Raw genomic sequence first — 14,365 nt, forward strand, 5'->3', positions numbered from 1 at the left:
ACACCGGCTTCCAAGCGGGTGTCGTTGCCGACGATATGAGTGTGAATGCAACAAGCGTGCTCAAAGCGGTAACCGAATGTCATTTTTTCGTGAAAAACGTTACGACGCTGTTAAAACCGCATAAGCACGGGCTGTTTACGCCGTTTGGTTTGGACTTGACGCCCACCTATTACACGGGTTTGGTACTGCGAAAACCTTGCTGCCGAGCAAAACGTTACCGGTTCACCCCGCAGAGTGGGTAATTGGCGGATCCCTTTGAGGCACAAGTGGGTCATTTTGGTGCGCCCCGTTAAAGCCCGACTTAGCGTAGTCGAAATATCTGCCTGCATCGAAAAGGGGCAGGGCTTTTTTGTCGGGTGGCGTCTTCGCCGTGAAGGCGGGCGCATTCGAAGGTATGCTGGGCGCCTGAAACTGACCTGCCGAATGGAGTGCCCGCGGTGTTCGCCCTAGATCAACGCCTGCAACAAGACACGCTGGCCATTGGGGATTTCCCTCTGTGCCGCCTGCTGCTGTCCAATGACTCGAATTACCCCTGGTTCATCCTGGTGCCGCGCATCAACGCTATCAGTGAAGTGTTTCAACTAGATGTCGCCGATCAGCAGACTTTGTGGCAAGAGACGACGGCCCTTGCCCAATTGCTGAACGAAGGTCTTGGCGCCGACAAGATGAACATCGGCGCACTCGGTAACGTGGTCAGCCAGTTGCATGTGCATGTGATCGTGCGCAAACGCGACGACGCCGCCTGGCCGGCACCGGTATGGGGCAAGCATCCCGCCCAGCCTTACACCGACGCACAAGTGACGGCCATTCGCGCGCGATTGCGTGAACTGTTGCCTGCCGACTTTATCTTTACCCAGGGCTGAACCATGGACTTGCAAGACCGCGTCAACGACCTGGAAAGCCGCCTGGCCTTTCAGGACGACACCATCGAAACCCTCAATGACATCCTGGTCACTCAGCAGCGGGCGGTTGAACGCCTGCAATTGCAGATGGCCGCGCTGCTCAAGCGCCAGGAAGAAATGGGCGGCCAGTTCGAGACCTCCGAAGAGGAAGCGCCGCCGCCCCATTATTGATGCCGCTCCATCAATAGCCGGGCAATAAAAAAACCGCGCCCCAGTCAGCACTGGGTCGCGGTTTTTTTGTTGCGAAGTTTAAATCAGCGACGCGGCAGTGCCGCAATCACGTCTTCTGCTTGCAAACCCTTGTCGCGGTTCATCACGGAGAACTCCACGCGCTGGCCTTCCACCAGGACGCGATGGCCTTCGCCACGGATGGCCCGGAAGTGGACGAAGATATCGTCGCCCGAATCGCGGGAAATAAAGCCGAAGCCTTTGGAGGTGTTGAACCACTTGACGGTGCCGGTATCGCGGTTGGTCATGTCGTAGTTTTGCGACGCGGCCGCAGGCGACGAACGGTAGAAGCTGATCGCCAAGTGAAGAACGATGGCAACCACGGCAATCACCAGGCTGAGCAGGATGGCCGGGTGGCCACCGACTTCAGGCATGGGCGCCAGGAGGGTGAGGGTTTGCACGACAACGGTCAGTACCAGCAGCGCGCTGACCAGGTTTTGCAGTTGATGACGTGTGCCTTTGTTCCAGTAAGGGATCACTGGTGCCAACGTCAGGTTAAGAAGGCCGAACAAGGCCAGGTACAGAGCGTCATGTTGTTGCAGGTAGGGCAGGCTTTCAGGCTGCAGGCTCGGGATAAAGGACAGCAGCAAAGCTGCAACGCCCGTTAGCAGGTGGACGATTTTCAACATTTTGATTAACTCACGTTAAGACGGATCACAAGGAAGAGCTGACTGGCACGGTTCGCTTCTGAACAATGGGAGGCGTTGAGCACGTGCGCGGGTATCAGCCTATGTAACGTGCCGCAAACATTAACGGCAGCCACACGCCGCCTATTTAACAGCAAAGGCTGTGCCTACTCAAATCAAGCATTTCAGGGTGTTGCGATGGCGTGGGCATTTCTGCGACAAAGGCTTGTTCTAGAGAGGTATGGGCGTTTTTGAATGGGGATTTGAAACTTTTCCTACATGGTTGACGGCTTGCCCTGCGGCGGCCAGTACAGAGTAGAAGGGGCAATTTGCCGCACGTGCCATGGTGGCGTCGGGCTGCACAAGGCCGACTCTCTTGCTAGAGTGGTCCTGCACCTGATCAATGAACGTTCGTCAATTGAAGGGGAAAACCATGGCAATCGATATTGGTATCAGTGAAGAAGACCGTAAATCCATCGTCGATGGGCTGTCACGGCTGCTGTCCGATACCTACGTACTGTATCTGAAGACCCACAACTTCCATTGGAACGTCACGGGCCCCATGTTTCGTACGCTGCACTTGATGTTTGAAGAGCAGTACAACGAATTGGCGCTGGCGGTGGACTCCATTGCCGAGCGCATCCGCGCCCTCGGCTTCCCTGCGCCGGGTGCCTATTCGATCTATGCCCGCCTGTCTTCCATCAAGGAAGAGGAGGGCGTGCCCAGCGCCGAAGAGATGATCAAGCAGCTGGTGGCGGGCCAGGAGGCCGTTACCCGCACCGCGCGCGGTATCTTCCCACTGCTCGACAAGGTCAGTGATGAGCCGACCGCCGACTTGCTGACCCAACGTATGCAGGTTCACGAAAAAACCGCGTGGATGCTGCGCTCCTTGCTCGAAAACCATTAAATACGCACCCGCAGTGGCGCCACCCTGGTGCCACTTGCTTGTTTCTCTTCGCTTCCTGGCGTTGTCCTACAACTATCAACTCCGCGTCTTCTGGCCGCCTTTGTCCTCCTGCTGTTTTATAGGCCCACTGTCCCGTGGGACAAACCCATGGGCTGCTGTTTGGCAATGGAGTGTCAGGTGTATGTCACGCGGAGTGGGTAATGGAGTGATGGAGGCCTGTGGTTTCCACAAGATAAAAGTCGATCCCTTTGCAAAGGGCTTCGACATGGGACTGGCCAGGCCCTTGTCCCGATCAGTCAGGCTCAATGGATTTTCCACGTGCCTGCGACTTGAACAGATTTATTGGAACATCCTCACGGAAATTGCCAGGATCAATGCCTGTTCAGTCAGTGCATTGCTGTCTTATGTCGATCGGGAAGTGCATTTGCGTTATGGGGGAGTGAAGAACTTCAGTGGTCTGGTCCGGGTGGTGTGTGTGGTTCACGCACTCAAGGGCCACGTAGATCCGCCGAGCCCTGGGTAAACCAGCGGTCCCGAGCGCGGCCCGCTGTCCAGGCGGGCTGCGTCTCGGGCAGAAAGCCGGCTGCGCTGCCTTGATTTACCCTATATAATCCCGCGCTTTGCTGCGCGTGCCTGGGCTATTCTCCAATGGGCAGGCGTGGCGCAGTAACGATCTGATCGCCGAGACATCGCCATGCCCATGTACGACTATCAATGTGCTTCCTGTGGTCATCAGTTGGAAGCCATTCAGAAGATCAGCGCAGCACCGCTGGTCGATTGCCCAGCCTGCCAGGCGCCGGAGCTCAAGAAGATGTTGTCCATGCCAGGCTTCCGCCTGAGTGGCAGCGGCTGGTACGAGACCGACTTCAAGACCGGCTCGAAGAAGAATCTGGCCGGCGGCGACAAAGCAGACTGAGTTGAACTCTACGCGCAGGCTCCTGCATTATCCGTCCCCTGGCTTAAATGTACGGTGACGAGGCAGGCCTCCACCGAATTTCGAATTACGAGAAGTGAAACCACTACCATGATGCGCAGCCACTATTGCGGCCAACTGAACGAGACCCTGGAAGGCCAGGAAATCACTCTTTGCGGATGGGTTCACCGTCGCCGCGACCACGGCGGGGTCATCTTCCTCGATATCCGTGATCGTGATGGTCTGGCCCAGGTGGTGTTCGACCCGGACCGCGCCGAAAGCTTCGCCGCCGCCGACCGCGTGCGCAGCGAATACGTCGTGAAGATCACCGGCAAGGTGCGCCTGCGTCCGGCCGGTGCCGTGAACAAGAACATGGCTTCTGGCGGCATCGAAGTGCTGGGTTACGAACTGGAAGTGCTGAACGAGTCGGAAACCCCGCCGTTCCCGCTCAATGAGTTCTCCGACGTGGGCGAAGAAACCCGCCTGCGCTACCGCTTCCTGGATCTGCGTCGCCCGGAAATGGCCGAGAAGCTGCGTCTGCGTTCGCGCATGACCACCAGCATCCGCCGCTTCCTCGACGAGAACGGCTTCCTTGACGTTGAAACGCCAATCCTGACCCGGGCCACCCCGGAAGGCGCGCGTGACTACCTGGTGCCGAGCCGCACCCACGCCGGCAGCTTCTTCGCCTTGCCGCAATCGCCGCAGCTGTTCAAGCAACTGCTGATGGTGGCCGGCTTCGACCGTTACTACCAGATCGCCAAGTGCTTCCGTGACGAAGACCTGCGCGCCGACCGCCAGCCGGAATTCACCCAGATCGACATCGAGACCAGCTTCCTCGATGAAAAAGAGATCATGGGCCTGACCGAACAAATGATCCGCAACCTGTTCAAGGAAGTGCTGGACCTGGAATTCGGCGACTTCCCGCACATGACCTTCGAAGAAGCCATGCGCCGCTACGGTTCCGACAAGCCAGACCTGCGTAACCCGCTGGAACTGGTAGACGTTGCCGACCAGCTCAAAACAGTCGACTTCAAGGTGTTCAGCGGCCCGGCCAACGACCCTAAATGCCGCATCGCTGCCCTGCGTGTGCCTGGCGGCGCGAGCATGCCGCGCAAGCAGATCGACGACTACACCAAGTTCGTCGGCATCTACGGTGCCAAGGGCCTGGCGTACATCAAGGTCAACGAGCGCGCCAATGGCGTTGACGGCCTGCAATCGCCGATCGTGAAAAACATCCCGCTGGAAAACCTGAACGAGATCCTCGATCGCGTTGGTGCGGTTGATGGCGACATCGTGTTCTTCGGCGCCGACAAGGCCAAGATCGTCAGCGAAGCCCTGGGCGCGCTGCGGATCAAGCTGGGTCACGACCTGAACCTGCTGACCTGCGAATGGGCCCCGATGTGGGTCGTTGACTTCCCGATGTTCGAAGAGAACGACGACGGCAGCTTCAGCGCCTTGCACCACCCGTTCACCGCCCCGAAGTGCACGCCTGCCGAGCTGGAAGCCAACCCGGCTGGCGCTCTGTCCCGTGCCTACGACATGGTCTTGAACGGTACTGAGCTGGGTGGCGGTTCGATCCGTATCCATCGCAAGGAAATGCAACAGTCGGTCTTCCGCCTGCTGGGCATCAACGAAGCAGAACAGGAAGAGAAGTTCGGCTTCCTGCTCGACGCCCTGAAATACGGCGCGCCGCCCCACGGTGGCCTGGCCTTCGGCCTGGACCGCCTGGTGATGCTGATGACCGGCGCCCAGTCGATCCGTGAAGTGATCGCCTTCCCGAAAACCCAGAGTGCTGCGGACGTCATGACCCAGGCTCCAGGTGTGGTGGATGCCAAGGCGCTGCGCGAGTTGCACATCCGCCTGCGCGAGACGCCGAAGGCTGAGTAAGGCTGCGGCGTGAAAGCGCACTGAGTTCTACGCAGTCTAAAAAGGCGCATCTTCGGATGCGCCTTTGCGTTACAAGGGTTGCATCCTGCCTGGGGCAGGGTTGACAAGGTTTCTACAGAATTTCGGAGTTGTGTTATGGCTGGCCATTCCAAGTGGGCGAACATCAAGCACCGCAAAGAGCGTCAGGATGCCAAGAAAGGCAAGATCTTCACCAAGTGGATTCGCGAGCTGACCGTCGCTGCCCGCCAGGGCGGTGGCGACCCGGGCTCCAACCCGCGCCTGCGCCTGGCGCTGGACAAGGCCCTCGGCGCCAACATGAGCCGCGACATCATCGACCGCGCCGTGGCCCGTGGTGCCGGCGCTGCCGATACCGACGACATGGTCGAGCTGACCTATGAAGGCTACGGCCCGGGCGGCGTGGCGGTGATGGTCGAGTGCATGACCGACAACCGCAACCGTACCGCCGCAGCGGTGCGCCATGCGTTCAGCAAGTGCGGTGGCAACCTCGGTACTGACGGCTCGGTGGCCTATCTGTTCGAGCGTAAGGGCCAGATTTCCTTCGCGCCGGGTGTAGATGAGGACGCGCTGATGGAAGCGGCGATGGAGGCTGACGCCGACGACGTAGTGACCAACGAAGATGGCTCCATCGACGTGTTCACCTCGTTTGCCAGCTTCTACGCCGTGCGCAACGCCCTCGACGCAGCGGGTTTCAAAGGCACTGACGCGGAAATCGTGATGCTGCCGACCACCAGTGCCGAACTGGACCTGGAGGGTGCACAGAAAGTGCTGAAGCTGCTGGATATGCTTGAAGACCTGGATGATGTGCAGAACGTCTATTCGAATGCCGACATCCCGGAATCTGTAGCCGAGCAGCTTACCTGAGCACAATGAGGATCCTTGTGGGAGCTGGCTTGCCTGCGATGGCATCACTTCGGGTTGACAGAAACACCGAGGTGTCTGCATCGCAGGCAAGCCAGCTCCCACAGTTGTTCGATGTTGGCCGCAAGAATTGTGTTTTTCCCACTCTGCAGGCGTTATGACTTTAATCCTAGGTATCGACCCCGGTTCGCGCATCACCGGCTTTGGCGTGGTGCAACAAACCCCGCGCGGCTGCATTTACGTCGCCTCGGGTTGCATCCGTACAGGCGCCGGCGAGTTGGCTGAGCGCCTGCAGATCGTCTATCGCGGTGTGCGTGAGGTGATCCAGACCTACGGCCCGGTGACCATGGGCATCGAAAAGGTGTTCATGGCCAAGAACGCCGATTCGGCGCTCAAGCTTGGCCAGGCCCGTGGCGCGGCCATCGTCGCCGGTGCCGAGGAGGGCATGGAGATCGCCGAATACACCGCGACCCAGGTCAAGCAGGCCGTGGTCGGCACCGGTGCGGCGAACAAGGAACAGGTGCAGATGATGGTCATGCACATGCTCAAACTCACCGCCAAGCCGCAAATCGACGCCTCCGACGCCCTGGCCATCGCCATTTGCCATGCGCACACCCGTTCCAGCCTGCTGCCCCACGGCCTGGGCACGGCACGCAGTCGTGGCGGGCGGCTGCGTCTCTGATAGCATCAGCGCAATCGTTTTTCCCGGTCTGGTCTGTGCCTGACCCTCAAGCTTTAAGGATTTGAACCGTGATTGGACGCTTGCGCGGCACCCTCGCTGAGAAACAGCCGCCGCACCTGATTCTGGATGTCAACGGGTTGGGGTATGAGCTGGAAGTGCCCATGACCACCCTGTATCGCCTGCCGTCGGTCGGCGAGCCGATTACGCTGCACACCCATCTGGTGGTGCGCGAAGATGCGCAATTGCTCTATGGTTTCATTGGCAAGCGCGACCGCGACTTCTTCCGCGAGTTGATTCGCCTTAATGGCGTCGGCCCGAAACTGGCGCTGGCGTTGATGTCGAGCCTGGAAGTGGATGAGCTGGTGCGCGCGGTGTCGGCCCAGGACACCTCGGCGCTGACCAAGGTGCCGGGTGTCGGCAAGAAGACCGCCGAGCGCCTGCTGGTGGAACTCAAGGACCGTTTCAAGGCCTGGGAAGTGGTGCCGAGCATGTTCGCCCTGGTACCGAACCAACCGGACATGCCAGCGGCCCAGGTCGCCAGCGCCGAGAGCGATGCGGTCAATGCGCTGATTTCCCTGGGCTACAAGCCGCAGGAAGCCAGCAAGGCCGTGTCGGCCATCAAGGATAAGAACCTGAGTGCCGAAGACATGATCCGCCGCGCCCTGAAGGGAATGATTTAAGTGATTGAAGCAGATCGTCTGATCGCGGCCACCGGCCCGCGCGACCGTGAAGAAGTGCAGGACCGCGCCATCCGCCCCCTGAGCCTGGCCGACTACATCGGCCAGCCCACCGTGCGCGAGCAGATGGAACTGTTTATCCAGGCCGCGCGCGGGCGCAGTGAGTCTTTGGATCACACGTTGATCTTTGGCCCTCCGGGCTTGGGCAAGACCACCCTGGCCAATATCATCGCCCAGGAAATGGGCGTGTCGATCAAGTCCACCTCCGGCCCGGTGCTGGAACGTCCGGGTGACCTGGCGGCACTGTTGACCAATCTTGAGCCGCACGACGTGCTGTTTATCGACGAGATCCACCGGCTGTCGCCGATCGTTGAGGAAGTGCTGTACCCGGCCATGGAAGACTTCCAGCTCGACATCATGATCGGCGAAGGCCCGGCGGCGCGCTCGATCAAGCTCGACCTGCCACCCTTCACCCTCGTTGGTGCCACCACCCGCGCGGGCATGCTGACCAACCCGTTGCGAGACCGTTTCGGCATTGTTCAACGTCTAGAGTTCTATAGCACCGCAGACTTGGCGACCATCGTCAGCCGTTCGGCGGGCATTCTCGGCTTGCCGCTGGACCCGGAAGGCGCGTTCGAAATCGCCCGTCGTGCCCGTGGTACACCGCGAATCGCCAACCGTTTGCTGCGCCGCGTGCGTGACTTTGCCGAGGTGCGTGCCAAGGGCCACATCACCAAGGCCGTGGCCGACTTGGCCTTGAACCTGCTGGATGTGGATGAGCATGGCTTCGATCACCAGGATCGGCGTCTACTCTTGACCATGATCGAGAAGTTCGACGGCGGCCCGGTGGGCGTCGACAGCCTGGCAGCCGCCATCAGCGAAGAGCGCCACACGATCGAGGATGTGCTGGAGCCGTACCTGATCCAGCAGGGTTACATCATGCGCACCCCAAGGGGCCGAGTAGTGACGCGGCATGCCTACCTGCACTTTGGGTTAAACATTCCGTCACGATTGGGTGAGATGCCCGTGGTAGACGAATTCCTTGATGCAGTGGACGATTAAAAGCATTGCGCAAGTCGATTTATTCGACGTTTGTGCTGTCCTAGTGGCTGGCGGCGTCATTCAGTTACTGGAAATGTTTCAGGGAATGAAAAAACAGTTGCCCAGCCGGATTGGCAACCTGAGGAGTAAGCACTAGAGTATGCGCGCGCAAAACGGGGATCAGTCGTTCGCACATCGCTGTCGCGTTTATTACGAGGACACCGATGCGGGCGGCATCGTGTATTACGTCAATTATCTCAAGTTCATGGAGCGGGCTCGAACCGAGCGGCTACGGGAGCTGGGCTTTGCCCAATCCCAGCTGGCAGGGGAGGACCTGTTGTTTGTCGTGCATTCCAGCGAGGCGCGGTATCACGCGCCGGCGCGGCTGGACGATGAACTGCTGGTCAGCGCTGAAGTAATCGAATTGAACCGTGTCAGCCTGCGCTTTAAACAGCAGGTCAGGCGGGCAACGGATGCAACGCTGCTCTGTGAGGGGCAGTTCCTGGTGGCTTGTGTGCGCACCAATAGTTTGAAACCCCGGGCCATTCCCGAAGCTCTACGTGCGGCCTTTGCTGGCGTAAGCGGCGCGGGTAAACAATCAAAGCAGGAGATTTAGCGTGGAACCTACCGTCGTCGACCATTCCTCCATGTGGAGCCTGGTCAGCAATGCCAGTGTCGTGGTTCAACTGGTAATGCTGACCCTGGTAGCCGCATCGGTTACCTCTTGGGTCATGATTTTTCAGCGCAGCAACCTGCTGCGTGCCGGTAGACGTGCCCTGGAGAGCTTTGAAGAGCGCTTCTGGTCGGGTATCGACCTGTCCAAGCTGTACCGCCAGGCGGGCAGCAACCCGGACCCGGATTCGGGCGTCGAGCAGATCTTTCGCGCTGGTTTCAAGGAATTCTCCCGTCTGCGTCAGCAGCCTGGCGTTGACCCGGAAGCCGTGATGGAAGGCGTGGCCCGCGCCATGCGCGTGGCCATCTCCCGCGAAGAAGAAAAGCTTGAGCAAAGCTTGCCGTTCCTCGCCACCGTCGGTTCCGTGAGCCCGTACATCGGCCTGTTCGGTACCGTGTGGGGGATCATGAACTCCTTCCGCGGCCTGGCCCAGGCCCAGCAAGCGACCCTGGCCACCGTGGCCCCGGGTATCGCCGAAGCCCTGATCGCCACCGCGATCGGCCTGTTCGCTGCTATCCCCGCAGTAATTGCCTACAACCGTTTTGCTGCCACCAGCGAAACCCTGATTGGCCGTTACTACACCTTCGCCGATGAATTCCAGGCGATCCTGCACCGTAAAGTGCACACCAGCGAAGAATAAGCAGGTAATTCACAATGGCTTTAATCGCTCGAGCTCGCAAAAAGCGCAAGCCGGTCGCCGAGATGAACGTAGTGCCTTACATCGACGTGATGCTGGTACTGCTGGTTATCTTCATGGTGACCGCGCCGATGCTCAATCAGGGCGTGAAGGTTGATCTGCCCAAGGTTTCCAGCGAAGCCTTGCCGCAAGACAACAACACTCAGGTCCTGACCATTTCGATCAAGGCTGACAAGACCTACTACTGGAACCTTGGCAGCGAAGTCGATACCCAGAAACAGCAGGACAAGGCCATGACCTTGCCGCAGATGACCGACGCGGTGACCAAGATCATCCGTTCCGGCAACGAAGGCGGCAAGCACACCCAGGTGTTCATTCGTGGTGACAAGGTTGTCGACTACGGCTCTGTCATGGGCGCCATGGGCGGGCTGCAGAAGGCCGGCGTCGGTAACGTTGGCTTGATTACCGAGGCGCCCTGATGCAGCAGCAGCGAGAGCCGTCCGCCTCGGAAAGCTACTTCTGGCCTAGCGTCTGGGCAATTGCCCTGCACGTCCTGGTGTTTGGCATGCTGTTCGTCAGCTTTGCCATGACCCCGGACCTGCCGCCAGCCAAGCCGATCGTGCAGGCGACCCTGTATCAGCTGAAATCGAAAAGTCAGGCCACCACCCAGACCAATCAGAAGATTGCGGGTGAGGCCCAGAAGTCGGCTGCGCGCCAGACTGAAGTCGAACAGATGGAACAGAAAAAGGTCGAGCAGGAAGCGGTGAAGGCTGCTGCGGAACAAAAGAAAGAAGAGGCGGCTCAAAAGGCCGAGGAATCGAAAAAGGCTGACGAAGCGAAGAAGGCCGACGAGGCGAAAAAGGCTGATGAAGCCAAGAAAGCCGAGAAAGCTGCCGAAGCCAAAAAAGCCGAAGAGAAACAATTGGCTGATATAGCCAAGAAGAAATCTGAAGAAGAAGCCAAAAAAGCTGCCGAAGAAGAGGCCAAGAAAAAGGCCGCTGAGGAAGCCAAGAAGAAAATAGTCGAAGACGCGAAGAAGAAAGCCGCCGAAGACGCCAAGAAAAAAGCTGAAGCAGACGAGGCGAAGAAGAAAGTCGCCGATGACGCTAAGAAGAAAGCTGCCGCCGACGCCACCAAGAAAAAGGCCCAGGAAGCAGCACGCAAATCCGCCGAAGAGAAAAAGGCCCAGGCCTTGGCAGATTTGCTTTCGGACACGCCGCAGCGTCAGCAAGCCTTGGCCGATGAACGTGGTGATGAAGTCGCGGGCAGTTTCGACGACCTGATTCGGGCGCGGGCAGCAGAGGGTTGGACGCGTCCACCTTCGGCACGCAAAGGCATGACAGTAGTGCTGCAGATCGGCATGTTGCCGGACGGTACGGTGACTTCGGTCAGCGTGGCCAAGTCCAGTGGCGATGGTTCGTTCGACAGTTCGGCGGTTGCAGCGGTCAAGAACATTGGCCGGTTGACCGAGATGCAGGGAATGAAACCAAGCGACTTCGCTCCCTATCGTTCATTCAAGATGACATTCACACCTGAGGATCTAGCCTTGTGAGAAACCTTCTTCGAGGAATGCTTGTCGTTATTTGCTGTATGGCAGGGATAGCGGCGGCGGATGAAAAAAACATCCTGGTCACCAGCGGTAGCGATCGGGCCACCCCGATCGCGGTAGTACCGTTTGGTTGGCAGGGCGGCAGCGTGCTGCCGGACGACATGGCCCAGATCGTCAGCGACGACCTGCGCAACTCCGGTTACTACGCGCCGATTCCAAAAGGCAACATGATCAGCCAGCCGAACCAGGCCAGCGAAGTTGTGTTCCGCGACTGGAAAGCCGTGGGCGCGCAGTACCTGATGGTCGGCAATATCGTGCCAGCCGGTGGTCGCCTGCAGATCCAGTACACCTTGTTCAACGTGGCCACCGAGCAGCAGGTCTTGACCGGCAGCGTGTCGGGCACGGCTGAACAACTGCGTGACATGGCGCACTACATTTCGGACCAGTCGTTTGAAAAGCTCACCGGTATCAAGGGTGCTTTCTCGACGCGTCTGCTTTATGTAACGGCTGAGCGTTTCTCGGTAGACAACACGCGCTACACCTTGCAGCGTTCGGACTACGACGGTGCTCGCGCCGTGACCTTGCTGCAATCCCGTGAGCCGATCCTGTCGCCGCGTTTTGCACCGGACGGCAAGCGTATTGCCTACGTGTCCTTTGAACAGAAGCGTCCGCGCATCTTCGTCCAGCACATCGATACTGGCCGTCGTGAGCAGATCACCAACTTCGAAGGCCTCAACGGCGCGCCAGCCTGGTCGCCGGATGGTTCGCGCCTGGCGTTCGTGCTGTCCAAGGATGGCAACCCTGATATCTACGTGATGAACATGGCTTCGCGCCAGATCTCTCGCGTGACCAGCGGCCCAGGTATCAACACCGAGCCGTTCTGGGGTAAAGATGGCTCGACCATCTACTTCACTTCCGACCGTGGCGGCAAGCCACAGGTCTACAAGGCAAGCGTGGGCGGCGGTGGTGCGGAACGTGTGACCTTTATTGGTAACTACAACGCCAATCCGAAGCTTTCGGCTGATGAAAAGACGTTGGTGATGATTCACCGTCAGGATGGTTTCACTAATTTCCGGGTTGCGGCCCAGGATTTGCAGCGTGGAACCGTAAAAATCCTTACAGATACCAACCTTGACGAGTCAGCTACTGTTGCGCCCAACGGCACCATGGTAATCTACGCCACCCGCCAGCAGGGCCGGGGAGTCTTGATGCTCGTATCCATTAATGGACGCGTAAGGCTCCCACTTCCTACCGCTCAAGGCGAAGTCAGAGAACCATCCTGGTCCCCTTACCTGAACTGACGCGGCGCTACAAAAAGAAGTACTTAACACACTGGGGTTCATTAGGAGTTTCACGATGGAAATGCTGAAGTTTGGTAAGTTTGCTGCTCTGGCTCTGGCTCTGTCCGTAGCCGTTGGTTGCTCGTCTAAAGGCGGCGACAATGCCGGTGAAGGCGCAGCTGTTGATCCAAACGCTGGTTACGGCGCTAACACTGGTGCAGTTGACGGCTCCCTGAGCGAAGAAGCTGCTCTGCGCGCTATCACCACTTTCTACTTCGAATACGACAGTTCGGACCTGAAACCAGAAGCCATGCGCGCTCTGGACGTTCACGCGAAGGACCTGAAAGCTAACGGCGCTCGCGTTGTTCTGGAAGGTAACACCGACGAACGTGGTACTCGTGAGTACAACATGGCACTGGGCGAGCGTCGTGCGAAAGCCGTTCAGCGCTACCTGGTACTGCAAGGTGTTGCTCCAGGCCAACTGGAACTGGTTTCCTACGGTAAAGAGCGTCCAGTTGCTACTGGCCACGACGAGCAGTCCTGGGCTCAAAACCGTCGCGTCGAACTGCGTAAGTAATTCGTCATGCGAACGTGCCGTCGTGCTCTAACTGTATTGGCTCTCAGCCTCGCACCGCTTGCGGTGTGGGCTGCGGTTCCTGTGGAAGATAGCAACTCTGGCTATAACAATAGCGGGAGCAGTTATCCGCCAGCAGGTTATGGCACGAACGGCGCCTATGCGGGGGGAGCGGCTACGTCCGCTCCCTCGGCACAGGGCGAACTGTTCAACCAGCTGCAACGCATGCAGGATCAATTGGCGCAGCAACAAGGCACCATTGAAATTCTGCAAAATGAAGTGCGCCAGCTGAAGCAAGAAGGCCTGGAGCGTTACCAGGATCTTGATCGACGCATTGGAGCCGGCGTTACACCTGCCGCAACTCCTGATAATTCTTCTGCCGGTGGCGCGCCTAGCGCAGCTATCGGTGGTGCAGCAGCAGGGGCGGCTGTCAGCCAAGCCCCTGCCGCCAGCAGCGAACCGGGTGATCCGGCGAAGGAAAAGCTGTATTACGATGCAGCCTTCGACCTGATCAAGGCCAAGGACTTCGATAAAGCCAGCCAGGCATTTACCGCTTTCCTGCGCAAATACCCGAACAGCCAGTACGCGGGCAATGCCCAATACTGGTTGGGCGAGGTCAACCTGGCCAAGGGTGATCTACAAGCGGCGGGCCAGGCATTTGCCAAGGTCAGCCAGTTGTACCCCAAGCACGCCAAGGTGCCGGATTCGCTGTACAAACTCGCCGACGTAGAACGCCGCCTGGGTCATACCGACAAGGTCAAAGGCATTCTGCAACAGGTGGTCGCCCAATATCCGGGGACTTCCGCCGCTCAGTTGGCCCAGCGGGACTTGCAGCGCTTGTAAGCAATGCAGCCCGTTTGGAAGAAACCCGCGCCTGGCGCGGGTTTTTTCGTTAGAATCCACGCCCTTT

The 14,365-nt window shown here is 58.8% G+C and carries 18 protein-coding genes; 17 read left to right on the forward strand and 1 reads right to left on the reverse strand.

What is annotated here, in order from left to right:
- Positions 1 to 437: 437 nt before the first annotated feature.
- Entirely contained in the window at positions 438 to 863 is a 426-nt protein-coding gene (locus ACU688_RS00915; RefSeq protein WP_448183337.1) for an HIT domain-containing protein, read from the forward strand.
- Between the two features lie 3 nt (positions 864 to 866).
- Positions 867 to 1,073: a SlyX family protein gene (locus ACU688_RS00920; RefSeq protein ID WP_448183338.1), complete on the forward strand. Its 207-nt coding sequence runs from the start codon at positions 867 to 869 to the stop codon at positions 1,071 to 1,073.
- 83 nt (positions 1,074 to 1,156) lie between these two features.
- Here ACU688_RS00920 and ACU688_RS00925 read toward each other — a convergent pair whose 3' ends face one another.
- On the reverse strand, positions 1,157 to 1,759 hold the full coding sequence (locus ACU688_RS00925; RefSeq protein ID WP_005790922.1) for a cold-shock protein: 603 nt from the start codon (positions 1,757 to 1,759) through the stop codon (positions 1,157 to 1,159).
- Positions 1,760 to 2,189: 430 nt separating this feature from the next.
- Here ACU688_RS00925 and ACU688_RS00930 point away from each other — a divergent pair, with 430 nt between their 5' ends.
- From ACU688_RS00930 to ybgF, 15 genes are all read left to right on the forward strand, one after another.
- Complete coding sequence (locus ACU688_RS00930; protein ID WP_448183339.1) at positions 2,190 to 2,663, forward strand: Dps family protein; 474 nt, start codon at positions 2,190 to 2,192, stop codon at positions 2,661 to 2,663.
- A 181-nt stretch (positions 2,664 to 2,844) separates the two neighbouring features.
- Positions 2,845 to 3,186 carry a ribbon-helix-helix domain-containing protein gene (locus tag ACU688_RS00935; RefSeq protein ID WP_448183340.1) on the forward strand — a complete coding sequence of 114 codons (342 nt, stop codon included), beginning with the start codon at positions 2,845 to 2,847 and terminating at the stop codon, positions 3,184 to 3,186.
- A 171-nt stretch (positions 3,187 to 3,357) separates the two neighbouring features.
- The gene (locus tag ACU688_RS00940; RefSeq protein WP_010208103.1) at positions 3,358 to 3,579 is read left to right on the forward strand and encodes an FmdB family zinc ribbon protein; all 222 of its coding nucleotides are present in this window, start codon (positions 3,358 to 3,360) and stop codon (positions 3,577 to 3,579) included.
- 108 nt (positions 3,580 to 3,687) lie between these two features.
- Complete coding sequence (aspS, locus tag ACU688_RS00945) at positions 3,688 to 5,463, forward strand: aspartate--tRNA ligase (RefSeq protein WP_448183341.1); 1,776 nt, start codon at positions 3,688 to 3,690, stop codon at positions 5,461 to 5,463.
- A 135-nt stretch (positions 5,464 to 5,598) separates the two neighbouring features.
- Positions 5,599 to 6,345, forward strand: a complete 747-nt coding sequence (locus ACU688_RS00950) for a YebC/PmpR family DNA-binding transcriptional regulator (RefSeq protein WP_448183342.1) — start codon at positions 5,599 to 5,601, stop codon at positions 6,343 to 6,345.
- Positions 6,346 to 6,499: 154 nt separating this feature from the next.
- Entirely contained in the window at positions 6,500 to 7,024 is a 525-nt protein-coding gene (gene ruvC / locus ACU688_RS00955) for a crossover junction endodeoxyribonuclease RuvC (RefSeq protein WP_065908840.1), read from the forward strand.
- Positions 7,025 to 7,092: 68 nt separating this feature from the next.
- Entirely contained in the window at positions 7,093 to 7,704 is a 612-nt protein-coding gene (gene ruvA, locus ACU688_RS00960) for a Holliday junction branch migration protein RuvA (protein ID WP_003193868.1), read from the forward strand.
- Entirely contained in the window at positions 7,705 to 8,763 is a 1,059-nt protein-coding gene (ruvB, locus tag ACU688_RS00965; protein WP_015885611.1) for a Holliday junction branch migration DNA helicase RuvB, read from the forward strand.
- Between the two features lie 139 nt (positions 8,764 to 8,902).
- The gene (gene ybgC, locus ACU688_RS00970; protein WP_071484353.1) at positions 8,903 to 9,358 is read left to right on the forward strand and encodes a tol-pal system-associated acyl-CoA thioesterase; all 456 of its coding nucleotides are present in this window, start codon (positions 8,903 to 8,905) and stop codon (positions 9,356 to 9,358) included.
- 1 nt (position 9,359) lies between these two features.
- Complete coding sequence (gene tolQ / locus ACU688_RS00975; RefSeq protein WP_015885609.1) at positions 9,360 to 10,055, forward strand: protein TolQ; 696 nt, start codon at positions 9,360 to 9,362, stop codon at positions 10,053 to 10,055.
- 23 nt (positions 10,056 to 10,078) lie between these two features.
- Positions 10,079 to 10,531, forward strand: coding sequence for a protein TolR (gene tolR, locus ACU688_RS00980; protein ID WP_161630238.1), 453 nt, complete (start codon positions 10,079 to 10,081; stop codon positions 10,529 to 10,531).
- Positions 10,531 to 11,604: a cell envelope integrity protein TolA gene (tolA, locus tag ACU688_RS00985; RefSeq protein WP_017738026.1), complete on the forward strand. Its 1,074-nt coding sequence runs from the start codon at positions 10,531 to 10,533 to the stop codon at positions 11,602 to 11,604. Before tolR ends, tolA begins: the two co-directional genes overlap by 1 nt.
- A gap of 17 nt (positions 11,605 to 11,621) precedes the next feature.
- Complete coding sequence (tolB, locus tag ACU688_RS00990) at positions 11,622 to 12,902, forward strand: Tol-Pal system beta propeller repeat protein TolB (RefSeq protein WP_032865025.1); 1,281 nt, start codon at positions 11,622 to 11,624, stop codon at positions 12,900 to 12,902.
- Positions 12,903 to 12,957: 55 nt separating this feature from the next.
- A complete protein-coding gene (pal, locus tag ACU688_RS00995; protein WP_003209827.1) occupies positions 12,958 to 13,458 on the forward strand; it encodes a peptidoglycan-associated lipoprotein Pal in 501 nt (166 codons plus the stop codon).
- A gap of 6 nt (positions 13,459 to 13,464) precedes the next feature.
- Positions 13,465 to 14,298: a tol-pal system protein YbgF gene (gene ybgF / locus ACU688_RS01000; protein WP_448183343.1), complete on the forward strand. Its 834-nt coding sequence runs from the start codon at positions 13,465 to 13,467 to the stop codon at positions 14,296 to 14,298.
- Positions 14,299 to 14,365: the final 67 nt, after the last annotated feature.

Source organism: Pseudomonas acericola (SeqCode), from assembly GCF_053456465.1.

Bases quoted from the DNA above. Each gene is read 5' to 3' on its own strand.
- pal (WP_003209827.1), top strand. From the start codon at position 12,958: ATGGAAATGCTGAAGTTTGGTAAGTTTGCTGCTCTGGCTCTGGCTCTG.
- ybgC (WP_071484353.1), top strand. From the start codon at position 8,903: ATGCGCGCGCAAAACGGGGATCAGTCGTTCGCACATCGCTGTCGCGTT.
- ACU688_RS00930 (WP_448183339.1), top strand. From the start codon at position 2,190: ATGGCAATCGATATTGGTATCAGTGAAGAAGACCGTAAATCCATCGTC.
- ybgF (WP_448183343.1), top strand. From the start codon at position 13,465: ATGCGAACGTGCCGTCGTGCTCTAACTGTATTGGCTCTCAGCCTCGCA.
- tolA (WP_017738026.1), top strand. From the start codon at position 10,531: ATGCAGCAGCAGCGAGAGCCGTCCGCCTCGGAAAGCTACTTCTGGCCT.
- ACU688_RS00925 (WP_005790922.1), bottom strand. From the start codon at position 1,759: ATGTTGAAAATCGTCCACCTGCTAACGGGCGTTGCAGCTTTGCTGCTG.
- aspS (WP_448183341.1), top strand. From the start codon at position 3,688: ATGATGCGCAGCCACTATTGCGGCCAACTGAACGAGACCCTGGAAGGC.
- tolB (WP_032865025.1), top strand. From the start codon at position 11,622: ATGCTTGTCGTTATTTGCTGTATGGCAGGGATAGCGGCGGCGGATGAA.
- ACU688_RS00940 (WP_010208103.1), top strand. From the start codon at position 3,358: ATGCCCATGTACGACTATCAATGTGCTTCCTGTGGTCATCAGTTGGAA.
- ruvC (WP_065908840.1), top strand. From the start codon at position 6,500: ATGACTTTAATCCTAGGTATCGACCCCGGTTCGCGCATCACCGGCTTT.
- ACU688_RS00950 (WP_448183342.1), top strand. From the start codon at position 5,599: ATGGCTGGCCATTCCAAGTGGGCGAACATCAAGCACCGCAAAGAGCGT.
- ACU688_RS00935 (WP_448183340.1), top strand. From the start codon at position 2,845: ATGTCACGCGGAGTGGGTAATGGAGTGATGGAGGCCTGTGGTTTCCAC.
- ACU688_RS00920 (WP_448183338.1), top strand. From the start codon at position 867: ATGGACTTGCAAGACCGCGTCAACGACCTGGAAAGCCGCCTGGCCTTT.